Below are 15,208 nucleotides of genomic sequence, written 5' to 3' on the forward strand. Positions count from 1 at the left end.
GATGAAGCTACTTCCGAAGCTGGGCCGCCGACCGGTGACGGAACCCGGAGAGGTAGCCCTGCACGCCCGGAATGTGCGGTTCGATTGGTCCAAGACCGAGCCGGTCTGGATGAAGAAGGAACCGATCGCCTCCCACGTCTTGAACGCCCTGAGCATGCTGCTGCCCGAGGGCGAGCGCATGTTCCTGGTGACCTTCGGCGAGGCCCTCGAACTGGTCAAGGACGAGAAGCTGCGGGAAGCCATGATCGGCTTCATCGGGCAGGAGTCCATGCACGCCGAGAGCCACGGCGGGGCGCTGGAAGAGGTGCTGGCCGCGCACGGGATCGATGTCGAACCGTATGTGCGGCAGGCGGAATTCCTGTTCCGCAAGACGCTGGGCCCGCGCGAGATGGCGACCCCGGCGGCGCAACAGCAGCAACTGGTCGAGCGGCTCGGTGTCATCGCCGCGCTCGAGCACTTCTTCGCCTGGCTGGGCGACTGGGTCATCAATGCCGACCTGGAGCGGTTCGACGCCGACCCGCAGATGCTGGATCTGTTCCGCTGGCACGGGGCCGAAGAGGTCGAGCACCGGATGGTCGCGCACGATGTGGCCGAGTACTTCGAGATCGGGTACGTGCGCCGCGGGGCGCTCATGATCATGGTCTTCCCGATCTTCATCGCCTTGCTGTTGCGCGGCACCAAGTTCCTGGTGCACGCCGACCCGTCGCTGCCGAATCACCGCTACCCGATGCTGATCATGCGGATCTTCGCGGCCATGTGGCGCGGGTCGGTGCCGGGCGTGCCGTCGCTGCTGATCAGTGCGCTGTCGGTGTTCACGCCCGGCTACAGCCCGGAGCACGTCGGCTCGACCGCGCAGGCGGTGGCCTACCTGGCGCAATCCCCGGCCGCGCGGGCCATGGCCTCGTGAGCGCGGTGCGACCGGTCCCGACCGCGCCGCCGCAGGATCTGTTCGGCAAGGGGCGGGCCGACCGGGCCACCCGGGTGCTGGACTTCATCGCCGAAAGCCGTTTGCGCTGGACCACATTCGTCAATCGACGCGAACCGGTGGCGCCGGTGAACGACTGGCGGATTCCGCTGGTGGTGGTCGAGCGCCGGGTGGAGGCGCACGACACCGACGTGATCAGCCTGCTCATGACCGCGCCGGACGGGCGGGCGCTGCCCGAGTGGCGGCCCGGTGCGCATCTGGATCTGGAGCTGCCGTCGGGGCGGGTGCGGCAGTACTCGCTGTGCGGGGACCCGGCGGATCGGCACGCGTATCGCGTTGCGGTGCGGCGGATTCCGGAGGGCAACGGCGGGTCGCTGGAGGTGCACGATGAGCTGCGCGTCGGGACCGCGCTGACCGTGCGCGGGCCGCGCAATGCGTTCCCGTTCGTGCTGCCCGGGTACGGATCCTCTGCCGCGCGAGTGCATTTCGTGGCGGGCGGCATCGGGATCACGCCGATTCTGCCGATGATCCGGATGGCGGATCGGCTGGGTGTCGAGTGGAGCATGGTGTACGCGGGGCGGTCTCGCGACACCGTTCCGTTCCTGTCGGAGGTGGAGTCGTTCGGGTCGCGGGTGACCGTGCGCACCGATGACGAGCACGGGATTCCCACCGGCGCGGAGCTGCTGGCGGGGGTCGGGTCCGACACCTCGGTCTACTGCTGCGGGCCGGTCGTGATGACCCAGCTGATCGCCGACCGGGTGCGCGAAATGCCCGGCGTGGAACTGTATTCCGAGCGCTTCTCGCCGCCGCCCGTGGTGAACGGCACTGCCTTCCAGGTGGAGCTGGCCCGCACCGGCGAGGTCATCGATGTGCCCGCCGACAAGTCGGTGCTCGAGCAAGTGCTGAAAGTTCGTCCGGACAGCGCGTACTCGTGCCGTCAGGGCTTCTGCCGGACCTGTGTGGTGCGGGTTCGCGCGGGCGATGTCGAGCATCGCGACACCGTGCTCACCGACGCCGAACGGGCGGCGGGCGACATGCTTATCTGTGTATCCCGTTGCGGCGGGGACCGTTTGGTGCTGGATATCTAGCACCGATCTCAACGAGGAGACGATCGTGACCGATCACCCCACCGTCATTCCCGCCGCGGAGCGCATGGTGCGCAGCGGTGAGTTCGATATCGCCGTGTACGAGTACGGTGAGCCTTCAGCGGAAACCATTGTGCTGGTGCACGGTTGGCCGGATGACAATCACCTCTGGGATCGCGTCGTGCCGCTGCTGGCCGACCGCTTCCACGTGGTCACCTACGACACCCGCGGGCACGGGCGGTCCACCCGGACCGATCGCACCGAGGACTACCGGCTCGAGCACTTCGCGGCCGACTTCTTCGCGGTCGCCGATGCGGTGAGTCCCGATGCGCCCGTGCACATCCTGGCCCACGACTGGGGTTCGGTGGAGATGTGGGAGGCGGTCTGCGAGCCGCAGGCGGTCGGCCGGGTCGCGTCGTTCACCTCGGTGTCCGGGCCCAACCTGGATCACCTGGGCGCGTGGGCGCGGTCGAATCTGTCGCGCGGCAAGGTGTGGGGGCCGTTCACGCAGCTGCTGTCCTCGCTGTACACCGGGCTGTTCATGACGCCGGGCGTGCCGCGGGTGGTGTTGAAGCCGCTGGGGACCGAGAAGATGTGGTCGCGGTTCGTCGGGCTGATGAACGAGACCTCGCCGGAGAACATCAAGCTCGGGCCGGAATTCCGGCGCGACTTCTTCGACGGCATGCGGATCTATCGCGCGAACATCCTGCAGCGCATGGCCGATCCGCGCGAGCGGCGCACCGAGGTGCCGGTGCAGCTGATCATCGCGCGGCGCGATGTGGCGGTGCGGCCGGCGGGCTACGCCGACACCCAGGAGTACGCGCCCACCCTGTACCGGCGTGAGGTCGGCGGCGGGCACTGGCTGCCGTTCTCTCATCCGGAGCTGCTGGCCACTTCCACTGTGGAGCTGATCGACTCGCTGCGTACGGGGGAGACCTCGCGCGGGCTGCGGCGCGCCGAAGTCGGTTCGGAGCAGCGGCCTTTCGAGAATCAGCTGCTGGTGATCACCGGTGGCGGCAGTGGGATCGGGCGCGAGACCGCGCTGGCGTTCGCGCGCGGCGGGGCCGAGGTGGTGCTCTCCGACATCAACCTGGATTCGGCCAAGGAGACCGCGGAACTCATTGCGCGCGAAGGCGGTACGGCGCACGCGTACCAGCTCGACGTATCCTCCGCCGAGGCCGTCAACGCGCACGCAGCCGAGGTGATCGGCCTGCACGGCGTGCCCGATATTCTCATCAACAATGCGGGCGTCGGCGCGGCGGGTGATTTCTTCGACACTCCCGCCGAGGAATTCGACCGGGTGCTCAATATCAACCTGCACGGCGTAATCAATGGCTGCCGCGCTTTCGGAAAAGCAATGGCCGAGCGCGGCCTGGGCGGCAATATCGTCAACCTGTCCTCGATGGCCGCCTACACGCCGCAGCGTGGTTTCGCCGCCTACTCGACTTCCAAGTCGGCGGTCTTCATGTTCTCCGACTGCCTGCGCGCCGAACTGGCCAGCAGCGGGATCGGCGTGCACACCATCTGCCCCGGCATCGTCCACACCCATATCGTTGCCACCACCCGCTTCTCGGGTGTTTCGGCGGATGAGGAAGCGGCCAAGCAGCAGCACTTCGACAAGCTCTACGCGGCCCGCCGCTACGGCCCGGAGAAGGTCGCCGCCCAGATCGTCAAGGCCGTCGAGCGCGGCCGCGATGTCGTCCCGGTAACCCCGGAAGCGTGGCTGCAATACCGTTTCAACCGCTTCGCCCCGGCGGTGGCCCGCTTCTTCGCGGCGCGAGTCAAGCTGACGTAGCGGGTACCCATTGCGGCGGGGGCTCACACCGATGATGAGTCCCCCAGAAAATGGGTTTGTCGTACCGAAGTCCTCCCGCGTAGCTTTCGGCTATATCCCGCGGTCGGAGGGGCCGCGAGACGGGGGAGGAGGCCGACATGGCTGCTGGAATGATTTGTGTCGCCGTTGTGCTCGCACTGGTTTTTCTGCTGGTGCTGGCAATTCGGAAAGAGCCCGATCGTCCTCGCCGGAGCCGCGGCAGGAGTTGGGGCTACGGCGAGGCCGGCGGTGACTGGGGCGGCGGCATCATCGGTGGCGGATGGGCCGACGGCGGCTCGGATTCCGGTGGCAGCCACGGTCACCACGGCTGCGGCGGCGGACACAGCGGCTGCGGCGGTGGCAGCAGCTGCGGCGGGGGTGGCTGCGGGGGCGGCGGTAGCTAGCCCGCCCGCAGCGCCGCTTCGATGGAGTGGACCCGCTCCGAGGGGATGCCCCACGGATGGTCCACTCCCACAACGGTGTCCAGATCCCACAGCACGCATTCCTCGCCCGGTCGCGCCACGAACGACCAGGCGACCACCGTGCGTCCCAGTTGGTCGGCCATCGGATCGCCGGAACCGGTGCCCTCCCCGTCGGGGAAGTGGTGCAGGAACCGGCCATACGCGCTCTCACAGAACGCGGCATACCGCTTGGTGCACAGGATGAGTCCGTGCCAGGCCTCGTCCACCGCGTGCGACGGCATCCCGATCACCTTCTCGTCCCGCATAGCGGCTCCACAGCACCGCAGCCATTGCCGCAGACCGGTTTCCACCAGTTCGCGCGGCTCCCACGGACAGGTCTTGAACACGGCCTCCGGAAGGATGAGCGCGTCCACGGCCCGATTGATCTGTTCGGGCCGTGGACGCCGGGAACGGTTCAGCAGCATGGCTTCACGCTACGTCGAGATCGGCTTCCTCGTTGCGGGTCGCGCGCAGGCTGGTGATGGTCACCGTGGCCAGGACCACCACGATCACGAGAAGTGAAGCGACGGTCGGGATCTGGGGGACGCCGCTCCAGATGCCGTGGGCCCAGTGCAGGACCAGCTTCACGCCGATGAAGGCGAGGATGGCGGCCAGGCCGTAGGCCAGGTGGACCAGGCGGGACAGGGCGGCGTGCAGGACGAAATACAGTGCGCGCAGGCCGAGTAGGGCGAAGGCGTTGGTGGCGAAGACCAGGAACGGGTCGCCGGTGACGCCGTAGACGGCGGGGACCGAGTCGACGGCGAAGACCACGTCGGTGGCCATGACCGCGCCGACCACCAGGGCCAGCGGGGTCAGGGCGCGGCGCAGCTTCGAGGGCTGGGTCGGATCCGGTTCGGTGACCACCATTTTGGTGCCGCGGTAGTCGTCGGTGACCGGCCAGAAGCGGCGCAGCAGACGGACCGACTTCATGCTGGAGATGTCGACGTCCTGCTCGTGGCCGCTCAGTGCGTCGGCCAGCAGCTTCACCGCGGTGACCAGCAGGATCAGGCCGAACAGCAGGAACGCCCAGTCCAGCGTGGCCAGGGCCGCCGCGCCGAGCGCGATGAAGATGCCGCGCAGCACCAGCGCGCCGGCGATGCCGTACAGCAGCACCCGCTGGGCGAGCGCGGCTGGGACCGCGAAGGCCGACAACAGCAGCATGAAGATGAACAGGTTGTCCACCGACAGCGACTTCTCCAGCAGATAGCCGGTGAAGAACTCCATGGCCGGGGAGCCGCCATTGTTGAACCACAGGAACACGCCGAACGCGACCGGCAGCGCGATATAGAAGACGGTCCAGCCGATCGCCTCCCGCATGGACACCTCGTGCGGGCGGCGGGTGAGCGCGAAGTCGAGAATCAGCAGCGCCAGCACCGCGACGATGGTTCCGCCCCACAACCAGGGCGTACCGACGGTGTCGATGGTGGTGGAACTGGCGAGAACGGACAGGGTGGGACTCATGGGACCTCCTCGGGCATGGGAAACCAGCCGAGGTCTCCTTCACCCTGTCCATGGGCAACCATCCGGGGGACGCGACGGCGCGACCCGTACTGACCGGAGTGATTTTGGGAAGTACTCCCCTCTAGCCCGACAGAGTAGCCGACCCTTACCCACCGGGTCCACCCGACACGCGTTCCTCAGCGCGGAGTGAGCACAACCACGGCAATCGGCCGGGTCGTCATCTTCTGATACTGCGTGTACCGCCCCTGATTCACCTTGTCCACGAGCTGGAACCGCCGCGCGTACTCCGGATCGTCGGGATAGGTGGCCGTGGCGGTGACCGGAATCCGCTTGGTCCCCACCTGAATCTCGCAGTCCCCCTTGGCCTTAACATTCGCCAGCCACCCCGGCGGCCGCGGCGACCCGCCATTGGACGCGGTCACCAGATAATCCTGCCCGTCCCGCGCATAGGTCAACGCATTCGTGCGCTCCTGGCCGGTCTTCCGCCCGATCGTCCGCAGCAACAGCGTCGGGTTACCGAACAGCAGCCGATGCCCGACCACCCCGTTGCTCTTCTCGTAGAGCCACTGATGCCCCTTGAGCACATTCACGAACAGTCCCGCCATCGCCCGCTCCTGCCGTCGTGTCCCGCCGGATTGTCCTGCTTCCCGCCCACATTAACGCTTCACGATTCGATCACGATCCTGTGGATACGTTTCCCTGGCAACCTCGCCCGAGACTCCAAAACTCGCACCACAACAAAAGGATTCATCAGCATGACCACCGCCCTGACCACCCCGATCAAACCCCGCAACCCGGTCCTGGTGTGGCTGGTCTGGCCCCTCCTCACCCTCGGCATCTACTTCCTCGTCTGGTACTACAAAATCCACAAGGAAATGGCCGAACTCCGCCGCGACCCCGAAGCCCCCGTCGTAGGCCCCCTCCTGGTCATGCTCCTCCTCTCCTGGACCGGCATCGCCGCCATCATCAGCTTCTGGCGCACCGGCACCCGAATCCGCCAGTCCCAAGAAGCCGCAGGCCTCGAACCCACCTGCAACCCCGTCCTCGGCTTCCTCCTCAACTTCGTCTTCGGCCTCGGCATCCTCTACTACCAGCTCGAACTCAACAAGATCGCCACCCGCTTCGCCTGACCTCCCCGTGTCCTGCCCCCTCACCGGGGCAGGACACCCCGCGTTCCCGCGCCCAAGTAGGCATTCCCCGGCGGGTCGCGGTAACATCGCGACGCCCGCGCAAGCCGCGGCCCGGGGCGGTAGCTCAGTCGGTTAGAGCCGTGGACTCATAATCCATTGGTCGCGGGTTCGAGCCCCGCCCGCCCCACTCCCAGCGCCCGACCTGAGATCATCTCCGGGACCTGAAGAAAGCCCGCGATGACAGTCGGGCACCTTAATACCGCACTGCCCCTGGAGTTCGGGGAGAGGTCGGGGCGGCGGGCGGTTGGCCTGGTGGGCATGTTCGTGCTCGATCAATCTGCTACCGGTACTGAGGTGCCGAATTGGGCGATGCGCTCTTGGTCGAGTTGTTGGAGCCGATGGTCGAGTTCGGGGTCGTGGGGCACCACGCCGAGATCTGTGCGTAGGGCTCGGCGTTGCAGCCAGACGCCGGCTGACACCGGTCCGTCGAACCATTAAGAGTTCGTCGATGGTGGTTGGGCTGTCTGGACCGTGGAGGGCGCGTAGGGCGCTGTAGCCCTGGCCGAGGCAGTCATTCAGAACTACGGCTACGGCCAGCGCGGGTTCTGGCAGGACCATTTGGGCTTTCGAGAACAAATCCCGGTACGTCGAGCGTGCTGGTTCGAGCTGCTCGGGTATGGGGGTCGTGCTGTCACGTCGCAGGTCGGCGAGATGATCGCGGACGATGGTCCGGTAGTGACGCGCTGCCGTGTTGAGTTCGGCGTACAGTGCCTGCTTCTGCTCCTGCGTTGCCAAGCTGACGGCTTCCTGACGCTCGTCTTTGCGTTGTAGGCGTTGAATCTCAGCGTCTATGCGCTTGCCGCGAAGCGCGGCCAGCTGAGTCAAGGCAGCCGCACTCACCGTGCCCACCACACCTACGACAGCGATCCCCAACCCCATCAGATCCGCGCCCATGCAATGGATTATCGGCCAAATCCCGACGCACACTTGGGCGTTCCGCCGCGTCGCTTGCACATGGGGCCCCATGGGCGGGATTACCGTGAGGCCCATGGGATTCAGGGTTGAGCGGGTGGACCATATCGTTTTGAACTGCCGGGACGTGTCCGCTACTGCTGATTGGTACGCGAATGTGCTTGGGATGACGGTGGAGACGTTTGGGGCGGCGGGGCGGACTGCGCTGAGGTTTGGGGATCAGAAGATCAATCTGCGGCCGGTGGGGGCGTTGGTCGATGACCCTGATTGGGAGACCGGGCTTGTCGAGGCGGCTGGTTCCGAGGACCTGTGTTTCGTCACCACCGCCACGCCTGATGAGGTTCGGGATCATCTGTTGGGCTGCGGTGTCGAGATCACCAAGGGGCCGGTCGTGAAGATCGGTGCACTCGGCGAGATGGTCTCCCACTACTGCCGGGATCTGGATGGCAACCTCATCGAAATCGCTGTCTACCCGGAGTGATACGTGACCGAGGTGCAAGGGAGTCGTGTCAGTCGAGGTGTCAGGGGGATGTCAGGACGCTGTCAGGGATGGAGGTGAAAGTAGTCCACATGAACAGCGCGGGACCGCGACAGGGTGGGAACGAGAAGCGTTCGGACACAAAATGATTCGAGAAAATGAGGAGAATGTCATGAACACCTTCCAGACCTCCGGGCCGATCGCCGTCAACGTTGATTCGCTGGTTGGGAATGTCACCGTGATCGCTTCCGAGCGAAGCGATGCCGTTGTCGCGGTCCAGCCGACAGATGCGGGGAAGAAGGGTGATGTGAAGGCTGCCGGGCAGGTTCAGGTTGCGTTCGTCGATGGGGTGCTGAGCGTGTGGACGCCGAAGAACTGGCGGCCGTTCGGTGGGAAGTCGTCGGTCGAGGTGAGCATCGAGGTGCCTGCCGGGTCGCAGGTGAAGGCCACCGATGGGGTGGGGCAGTTGCGTGGCGTGGGTGCGTTGGGCGAGGCCGAGGTGGAGATGGCGTTCGGGGACATTGTTGTCGAGAGCCCGCTGGGGTCGGTGAGTGCCAAGACCAGCAAGGGGGACATTCACATCGGTGAGGCCGTGGATGGGGTGCTGAAGCTGGAGACCGCCACCGGTGATCTGGTGGTCGGGATCCATGCGGGTAGCGCGGCGGTGCTGGAGCACGAGGCCGGTCACGGTGCGGTGCACAACCAGCTGCTGCCGGTCGGTCAGGGGAACGGCGGGACCGTGCACGTCTACGCGAAGAACTCCTACGGCAACGTCGTCATCGGGCACGCGACGGCCGCATGACATATATGACACCGCAACGTGTGTGGTGACGCCCCGTAGTTGCCGGGGCGTCGCCGCACTGTTCGCCCGTTGATCGCCTTTGGTTCATTCAGCACCGATATACCTCCTGCGATCTACTTGAACAGGAGTTTGCAGGTGTCAGTTTCAGTGCGGCGCAGCGGGATTGTTGTCATGATTTCCGCGGGCCTGCTCGCGTCCCCATTCCTCGGTTCCGTGGTCGCCGATCATTCGGCGCTGTCGGTGCCGTCGGCGGCGGCGAAGCCCGATCAGGGGCAGTCCGCGGACGCGCCTCACCTGGCGAGTGTGGTGAATTTCCGGGATCTCGCCGGAACCGGTCAGGGGTACCAGGCGCAGGGCAGCCACCACCTGAACAAGGGTGTTTTCTACCGTTCGAACGCGTTGACGCCCAACGACGCCGACCTGGCGACGTTGAATTCGCTGCATCTGCGCTCGGTGTTCGATCTGCGCAGCGCCGATGAAATCGCGCAGAAGGCAGATCGTATGCCGGCGGGCGCGGCGTACGTCAATATCCCGATCTTCTCCGGGAATTTGTCCAGCGGTATGCCCGCGTTCAAATCCCCCGACGAGGCGCGGAAATTCATGCAGGACATCAACAAATCCTTCGTGACCGACACCGGTGAGCGCGGCAAGTTTGCCGACCTGCTCACCCAGCTCGCCGACCAGCAGGGCCCGGCCGTGTTCCACTGCACCGCCGGCAAGGACCGCACCGGCTGGGCGGCCTATCTGCTGCAGAGCATCGCCCGCGTCGACGACGCCACCATCATGAGCGACTACCTGCTCAGCAACGACTACCTCTCGGCCACCAATGCCGCCACCCTGGCTCAGATCAAGGCCGCCAAGGGTGAGGCCGCCGCGGCCATCTACGCACCGCTGCTCGGCGTCGACCGCGCCTATCTGCAGGCCGGAATCGACCAGCTGATCGCCGATTACGGCTCGGTCGACAAGTACCTGAAGCAGGGCCTCGGTCTCAACGGCCACACCATCGAACAGCTGCGCCACAAGCTGATCCAATGACCCGCTGACGGGAAGGCGATTGCCGGGCAACCTGTCTCGATTGGGACAGGTTGCCCGGCCGCATGTGTGCGCAGGTTCCGGTGTGTTACAACGGATTCGCCGGTAGTTCTCGTTGCTAACGATCAGGGGGTCCCGGCATGTGCGGGATTGCAGGGTGGGTTTCGTTCGATCAAGACCTGACGGGGCGGTCGGAGGTCATCGACGCGATGACCGAAACCATGGCGCGCCGGGGGCCGGACGACCGGGGGACGTTCGTGCGGGAGCACGTGGGGCTCGGGCATCGGCGGCTCGCGGTGATCGATCTGCCCGGTGGGGCGCAGCCCATGGTGACCGCGGCGGGTGGGGGCGAGGTGGCGATCGTGTACTCGGGGGAGGTGTACAACTATCGCGAATTGCGCGGTGACCTAAGGGGATTGGGGCACTCATTCCACACCGACAGCGATACCGAGGTGGTGCTGCGGGCGTACGTCCAGTGGGGCGAGGGGGTGGTGGATCGGCTGAACGGGATGTACGCGTTCGCGGTGTGGGACCGGCGCGACGAGAAGCTCGTGCTGGTCCGCGATCGGATGGGGATCAAGCCGCTGTATGTGTACCCGACGCCCGACGGGGTGCTGTTCGGTTCGGAACCCAAGGCGATCCTGGCCCACCCGCTGGTGCGCCCGGTGGTCGACGCCGATGGCGTGCGTGAGCTGTTCGCATTCACCAAGGCCCCGGGCTGGGCATTGTGGAAGGGCATGTCCGAGCTACTACCCGGCACCGTGATGACAGTGGACCGCAAGGGAATTCGACAGCGCACCTACTGGCGGCTGACGGCAGAAGAGCATACGGCCGACACCGAGCAGACGGTGGAAGGCGTACGCGACCTGCTGACCGACATCGTCGACCGCCAGCTGATCGCGGACGTCCCACGCTGCGTATTGCTCTCCGGCGGACTGGATTCCAGCGCGATCACCGGCCTGGCCGCCCAGCAACTCACACGACAGCGCGAGCAATTACGCACATTCTCGGTGGATTTCGTGAACCAGGAGCAGAACTTCGTCCCCGACGATCTACACGAGACCCCGGACTCCCCGTTCGTCCGGGACGTCGCGCGCCTGGTGCGATCCGAGCACCAGAACGTCGTCCTGAACCCCACCGAACTCTCCGATCCCGACATCCGCCGCGCGGTCATCGGCGCCCGCGACATCCCCCTGGGCCTCGGCGATATGGACAGCTCCCTGTACCTGCTGTTCCGCGCGATCCGGGAACGCTCGACCGTGGCCCTCTCGGGCGAATCCGCCGACGAGGTCTTCGGCGGCTACCGCTGGTTCCACGACGGCACCGCCCTGCGCGCCGGAACCTTCCCCTGGCTGGCCGCCACCCCGGCCCTCACCCTCGAATCACGCTGGGAACTCATCAATCCCGACCTCCGTCCGCGGCTCCGCCTGCCCGAGTACGTGGCCGACCAATACGCGACAGCGGTCGCCGAGGTCGATCCCTTCCCCGGCGACTCCGACCTCGAATCCCGCATGCGCACGGTCTGCCACCTGCATCTGACCCGCTTCGTCCGCCAGCTCCTCGACCGCAAGGACCGCATGTCCATGGCCGTGGGTCTGGAAGTGCGCGTGCCGTTCTGCGATCACCGGCTCGTCGAATACGTGTACAACACCCCGTGGTCGCTCAAAACCTATGACGGCCGCGAGAAGAGCCTGCTGCGCGGCGCGGCGAAACCCGTGCTCCCGCAATCGGTCACGGAGCGCGTCAAGAGCCCGTACCCGTCCACACAGGATCCGGGCTACGCCGCCAACCTGCAGCAATTGGTGAAAGAACGCCTGGCAGACAATGATTCGCCGCTGTTCGACCTCCTCGACCGTGAGTGGCTGCTGCGGGCGGTGGAACGCGATCCCGCCCGCATGGCCCCGCAGATCCGCATCGGCCTGGACCGTGCCATCGACATCGGCACCTGGCTGGACCTGTATTCACCCGACCTGCACTGGAATTGATCCCGCCGCGCCCCGGAGCGGCGGGATCCGGCTCGCTAGGAGGCGAGCGCCGCGCCGATGAACGCCCCAATGACCGCGCCGACCGCGCAGCCGACAATCGCACCGACCAGGAAGAACCAGATGCCGATGATGATGCCGATGACGCATCCGATCACGGCGCCGACGAAGACCCCGGCCGCCACGTCGAATCCGGCGTTGTGCATGAAGGGCAGATTCTGCGAGCTGGTCGCCGCCACCGTGGGACCGCCCACCGGAGTGAGGGTCAGCGAGGTGTCGCTGTTCAGAACCGGCGTGACCTGCATGACCGCACCGGTATTCGCGGTGAGCGTCAGCGGTATCGCGCCGATGACCGCACCGTCGTCCGCGACGACTTGAACCGCGTCCGGTGCGAGCGCGAAGTGGCCCGCGGTCAGATTGATCAGGGCATTGGAGTGGTCGGCCGCCAAGGTGGTGGTGTATCCGACCGAGCCATCCACTCCGTTGACCGTGACATCGGCGAGCCCCGCCTCACCGTGTGCAGTGGCCATGGTTATTCCGGTGGCTGCGATGGCGAACATGGTCGTCGCCATCATCTTCTTGGTGAACATTTCCTTTTCCCATCCGTTCGGGGTTTTCCTTTGACGTTCCCCCGACGAACGGCACCGGATGTGAGATCAATAATGCGCCTGAACCGGCCCGGTGTCCATGGCCGTAGACGCTGTTGAGGAGGGCTTTTCCAGGCTGCGGCGCTCGACTTCGCGCAGCAGCGCGTGCACGCGCGGGTCCTTCGTAAGGCCGAAATCCAGCACCCGGTTGATCATGCCGCGCAGCAGCGAATAGGGAATCCACGGACTGGGCGAAATCGATTGCGACGTACGGTGTTCGATGGCATCGGCGATACTGCGCGCGGCCCGCTCGGCGCTGATGCGGGTACTGAGCGGCCACGGCAGCAACGCCTCGATCCGGCGGCCCAGGTCATCGCGATCGAGGGTCGAGTGCGTCATCTCGGTATCCACGATCCCGAAATACGCGATCCCGGCGCTCGCCCCGTGCGGCGCGAGCTCCACCCGCAACGCCCGACCCAGCTGTTCGACCGCCGCCTTGCTGATCATGTACGGCGCACCGCCCATCCCCGGCGCGAACGCCGCGCACGACGACACCACCACGACATGACCACGGGCGGTGACGATGTGGTCGAGGGCCGGATGGATCGTATTGAACACCCCGGTCAGATTGATATCGAGCACCCGGTCGAACTCCTCGGGCGCGATGGTCCGCAGCGTCGCGGGCGCGGGCACCACACCCGCGTTCGCGACCACGATGTCCAGATGCCCGAAGTATCCGGCCACCTGATGCACGGCCTCCGCCATGGCGGCCCGGTCGGCGACATCGGCGATCACCGGCAGCGCCCGCTCGCCCAGCGCCGCGGCGACCGAGGTGGCCGCCTTGGCATCGACATCGACGACGGCCACCGAGGCGCCCCGCCGGTACAGGATCCCGGCCAGCTCCCGCCCGATGCCCTGTCCGGCCCCGGTGATCAGGGCGACCCGCCCCTCGGGCCGGAACGGACTCGGGCACGGCAGGCAGCGCGGCGTGGACATCAGCGGCTCATCTCATAGGATTCGGCGTCGAATCGCCGGGTGCGCCAGCGATATTCGAAGCTCCAGTTGGGGTACAGCCCGGCATTGCGGCCGTCGGCGGTGGTGTAGTAGCTCTGGCACCCGCCGGTCAGCCAGACGCTGTCGGCGCTGCGGCGATCCATCTCGTCGAGGAAGTCGTCCTGCACCTCGGGGCGCAGCTCGATCCGGCCGATCGCGTTGTCGCGCATGGTCTTCAGCGCATCCACGATATAGGCGATCTGGGATTCGATCATATAGATGGCGGATTGGTTCCCGGCCGCCCCGAACGGGCCCAGCGTGCAGAAGAAGTTGGGGAACCCGGCGACGGTCGCGCCCAGATAGCTCTGCGGCTCACGGTGATACAGGTCGGCGATGGAGTGGCCGTGGCGTCCGATGTAGCGGTGATAGGCCGAGGGAATGGAGGTGAATCCGGTGCCGAAGATGATGGTGTCGACGGGGTGTTCGGTGCCGTCGCGCAGGACGATCGAGTGCGGGCGGACCTCGGCGATGGATTCGGTGATGACCTCGACATTCGGCCGGTCCAGGGCGGGCAGGTAGGCGTCGGAGAAGATGGCGCGCTTGCAGCCGATGACGTAGTCGGGCGTGAGAGTTTTTCGCAGGGCGGGATTTCGCACCTGACGCAACAATTGCAGCCGCCCGAGTGCCTCGTAGGGATGCCGGAAGCGCTTGTCCACCAGGGAGATCAGCCCGAATCCCTCGATGGCTGCGTACCACGCACTGCGTATCGCCTTTTGCGCCAGTGGGATCCGCCGCAGCAACGCCCGCTCCAGTTCGAGAGTATTCCGATCCATTCGCGGCACGATCCACGGCGCCGACCGCTGGAACAGCAGCAGCCGATCGACCATCGGCTGGATCTCCGGCACGAACTGCACCGCCGACGCGCCGGTGCCGATCACCGCCACCCGCTCGCCGGTCAGGTGGTGGTCGTGATCCCAGTGCAGGGAATGGAAAGCCGTGCCCTCGAACCGCTCCAGCCCGGGCAGCTCCGGATACTTGGCCTCGGCGAAGATGCCCGCCGCCGAGATCAGGACGTCGGCGGAGAGCCCGCCCACGGTGGTCTGGACCCGCCACACCGCGTCGTTCTCGTCCCACCGCGCGTCCAGAACTTCCGCGCCGAATCGAATGTGCCGCAGCACATCATGGTCCCGGGCGACCTGCCGCAGGTACTCCAGAATCTCCGGCTGCCGCCCATAGGTACGTGACCAGTCCGGGTTGGGCGCGAACGAGTAGCTGTACAGCTGCGACGGCACATCGCAGGCGCACCCGGGATAGGTATTGGCCCGCCAGGTCCCGCCGAGATCGGCCGCGCGTTCCAGGATCACCAGATCGTCGAATCCGGCCTCGCGCAGCTTCACCGCCAGGCCGATGCCCCCGAATCCGGCGCCGACAATGGCGATCCGGACATGTTCGGGCACAGTGGTTTCCGCTTCAATCGACATGAATTT

14 protein-coding genes and 1 tRNA gene are annotated in these 15,208 nt (G+C 66.2%); 9 read left to right on the top strand and 6 right to left on the bottom strand.

Annotation, left to right across the window (positions count from 1 at the left end; translation table 11 throughout):
* Position 1 precedes the first annotated feature (1 nt).
* The 3 genes from ACAM49_RS09670 (at position 2) to ACAM49_RS09680 (ending at position 3,805) form a co-directional block, all read left to right on the top strand.
* Positions 2 to 907: a metal-dependent hydrolase gene (locus tag ACAM49_RS09670; protein WP_369635117.1), complete on the top strand. Its 906-nt coding sequence runs from the start codon at positions 2 to 4 to the stop codon at positions 905 to 907.
* Positions 904 to 2,013 carry a 2Fe-2S iron-sulfur cluster-binding protein gene (locus tag ACAM49_RS09675; RefSeq protein WP_369635118.1) on the top strand — a complete coding sequence of 370 codons (1,110 nt, stop codon included), beginning with the start codon at positions 904 to 906 and terminating at the stop codon, positions 2,011 to 2,013. The genes ACAM49_RS09670 and ACAM49_RS09675 overlap by 4 nt, the downstream gene beginning before the upstream one ends.
* 64 nt (positions 2,014 to 2,077) lie before the next feature.
* Positions 2,078 to 3,805: an SDR family oxidoreductase gene (locus ACAM49_RS09680; RefSeq protein ID WP_369635145.1), complete on the top strand. Its 1,728-nt coding sequence runs from the start codon at positions 2,078 to 2,080 to the stop codon at positions 3,803 to 3,805.
* Positions 3,806 to 4,223: 418 nt separating this feature from the next.
* Here the strand turns inward: ACAM49_RS09680 and ACAM49_RS09685 are convergent, their stop codons facing one another.
* The 3 genes from ACAM49_RS09685 to ACAM49_RS09695 all read right to left on the bottom strand — a co-directional run bounded on the left by ACAM49_RS09685 (position 4,224) and on the right by ACAM49_RS09695 (position 6,350).
* Positions 4,224 to 4,709 (bottom strand): hypothetical protein, encoded by a 486-nt coding sequence (locus ACAM49_RS09685; RefSeq protein WP_369635119.1) that lies wholly within the window; start codon positions 4,707 to 4,709, stop codon positions 4,224 to 4,226.
* A gap of 4 nt (positions 4,710 to 4,713) precedes the next feature.
* A complete protein-coding gene (locus ACAM49_RS09690; RefSeq protein WP_369635120.1) occupies positions 4,714 to 5,745 on the bottom strand; it encodes a TerC/Alx family metal homeostasis membrane protein in 1,032 nt (343 codons plus the stop codon).
* Positions 5,746 to 5,921: 176 nt separating this feature from the next.
* Positions 5,922 to 6,350 carry a nitroreductase family deazaflavin-dependent oxidoreductase gene (locus tag ACAM49_RS09695; RefSeq protein WP_369635121.1) on the bottom strand — a complete coding sequence of 143 codons (429 nt, stop codon included), beginning with the start codon at positions 6,348 to 6,350 and terminating at the stop codon, positions 5,922 to 5,924.
* A 150-nt stretch (positions 6,351 to 6,500) separates the two neighbouring features.
* Between ACAM49_RS09695 and ACAM49_RS09700 the strand changes: the two genes are divergently transcribed.
* The 6 genes from ACAM49_RS09700 (at position 6,501) to asnB (ending at position 12,144) form a co-directional block, all read left to right on the top strand.
* Positions 6,501 to 6,875 carry a DUF4234 domain-containing protein gene (locus ACAM49_RS09700; RefSeq protein WP_369635122.1) on the top strand — a complete coding sequence of 125 codons (375 nt, stop codon included), beginning with the start codon at positions 6,501 to 6,503 and terminating at the stop codon, positions 6,873 to 6,875.
* 113 nt (positions 6,876 to 6,988) lie between these two features.
* Positions 6,989 to 7,062 (top strand) — tRNA-Ile (locus ACAM49_RS09705).
* Between the two features lie 861 nt (positions 7,063 to 7,923).
* Positions 7,924 to 8,328 (top strand): VOC family protein, encoded by a 405-nt coding sequence (locus ACAM49_RS09710; RefSeq protein WP_369635123.1) that lies wholly within the window; start codon positions 7,924 to 7,926, stop codon positions 8,326 to 8,328.
* A gap of 169 nt (positions 8,329 to 8,497) precedes the next feature.
* Complete coding sequence (locus ACAM49_RS09715) at positions 8,498 to 9,127, top strand: hypothetical protein (protein ID WP_369635124.1); 630 nt, start codon at positions 8,498 to 8,500, stop codon at positions 9,125 to 9,127.
* 171 nt (positions 9,128 to 9,298) lie between these two features.
* Positions 9,299 to 10,162: a tyrosine-protein phosphatase gene (locus ACAM49_RS09720; protein ID WP_369635125.1), complete on the top strand. Its 864-nt coding sequence runs from the start codon at positions 9,299 to 9,301 to the stop codon at positions 10,160 to 10,162.
* A 137-nt stretch (positions 10,163 to 10,299) separates the two neighbouring features.
* Positions 10,300 to 12,144: an asparagine synthase (glutamine-hydrolyzing) gene (gene asnB / locus ACAM49_RS09725; RefSeq protein ID WP_369635126.1), complete on the top strand. Its 1,845-nt coding sequence runs from the start codon at positions 10,300 to 10,302 to the stop codon at positions 12,142 to 12,144.
* A 35-nt stretch (positions 12,145 to 12,179) separates the two neighbouring features.
* On the opposite strand, the gene ACAM49_RS09730 is transcribed toward asnB, so the two are convergent.
* From ACAM49_RS09730 to ACAM49_RS09740, 3 genes are all read right to left on the bottom strand, one after another.
* Positions 12,180 to 12,731 (bottom strand): hypothetical protein, encoded by a 552-nt coding sequence (locus ACAM49_RS09730; RefSeq protein WP_369635127.1) that lies wholly within the window; start codon positions 12,729 to 12,731, stop codon positions 12,180 to 12,182.
* Between the two features lie 66 nt (positions 12,732 to 12,797).
* Positions 12,798 to 13,724 carry a short-chain dehydrogenase/reductase gene (locus ACAM49_RS09735; protein ID WP_369635128.1) on the bottom strand — a complete coding sequence of 309 codons (927 nt, stop codon included), beginning with the start codon at positions 13,722 to 13,724 and terminating at the stop codon, positions 12,798 to 12,800.
* Positions 13,724 to 15,202: a flavin-containing monooxygenase gene (locus ACAM49_RS09740; protein ID WP_369635129.1), complete on the bottom strand. Its 1,479-nt coding sequence runs from the start codon at positions 15,200 to 15,202 to the stop codon at positions 13,724 to 13,726. Before ACAM49_RS09740 ends, ACAM49_RS09735 begins: the two co-directional genes overlap by 1 nt.
* Positions 15,203 to 15,208: the final 6 nt, after the last annotated feature.

The organism is Nocardia sp. JMUB6875 (assembly GCF_041154655.1).
GTDB lineage: Bacteria > Actinomycetota > Actinomycetes > Mycobacteriales > Mycobacteriaceae > Nocardia.

What these genes read in the sequence shown, in the direction of transcription:
- ACAM49_RS09740 (WP_369635129.1), bottom strand. Translation starts at nt 15,202, where the DNA reads ATGTCGATTGAAGCGGAAACCACTGTGCCCGAACATGTCCGGATCGCC.
- asnB (WP_369635126.1), top strand. Translation starts at nt 10,300, where the DNA reads ATGTGCGGGATTGCAGGGTGGGTTTCGTTCGATCAAGACCTGACGGGG.
- ACAM49_RS09690 (WP_369635120.1), bottom strand. Translation starts at nt 5,745, where the DNA reads ATGAGTCCCACCCTGTCCGTTCTCGCCAGTTCCACCACCATCGACACC.
- ACAM49_RS09700 (WP_369635122.1), top strand. Translation starts at nt 6,501, where the DNA reads ATGACCACCGCCCTGACCACCCCGATCAAACCCCGCAACCCGGTCCTG.
- ACAM49_RS09720 (WP_369635125.1), top strand. Translation starts at nt 9,299, where the DNA reads ATGATTTCCGCGGGCCTGCTCGCGTCCCCATTCCTCGGTTCCGTGGTC.
- ACAM49_RS09680 (WP_369635145.1), top strand. Translation starts at nt 2,078, where the DNA reads ATGGTGCGCAGCGGTGAGTTCGATATCGCCGTGTACGAGTACGGTGAG.
- ACAM49_RS09710 (WP_369635123.1), top strand. Translation starts at nt 7,924, where the DNA reads ATGGGATTCAGGGTTGAGCGGGTGGACCATATCGTTTTGAACTGCCGG.
- ACAM49_RS09735 (WP_369635128.1), bottom strand. Translation starts at nt 13,724, where the DNA reads ATGTCCACGCCGCGCTGCCTGCCGTGCCCGAGTCCGTTCCGGCCCGAG.
- ACAM49_RS09685 (WP_369635119.1), bottom strand. Translation starts at nt 4,709, where the DNA reads ATGCTGCTGAACCGTTCCCGGCGTCCACGGCCCGAACAGATCAATCGG.
- ACAM49_RS09670 (WP_369635117.1), top strand. Translation starts at nt 2, where the DNA reads ATGAAGCTACTTCCGAAGCTGGGCCGCCGACCGGTGACGGAACCCGGA.
- ACAM49_RS09695 (WP_369635121.1), bottom strand. Translation starts at nt 6,350, where the DNA reads ATGGCGGGACTGTTCGTGAATGTGCTCAAGGGGCATCAGTGGCTCTAC.
- ACAM49_RS09730 (WP_369635127.1), bottom strand. Translation starts at nt 12,731, where the DNA reads ATGTTCACCAAGAAGATGATGGCGACGACCATGTTCGCCATCGCAGCC.
- ACAM49_RS09715 (WP_369635124.1), top strand. Translation starts at nt 8,498, where the DNA reads ATGAACACCTTCCAGACCTCCGGGCCGATCGCCGTCAACGTTGATTCG.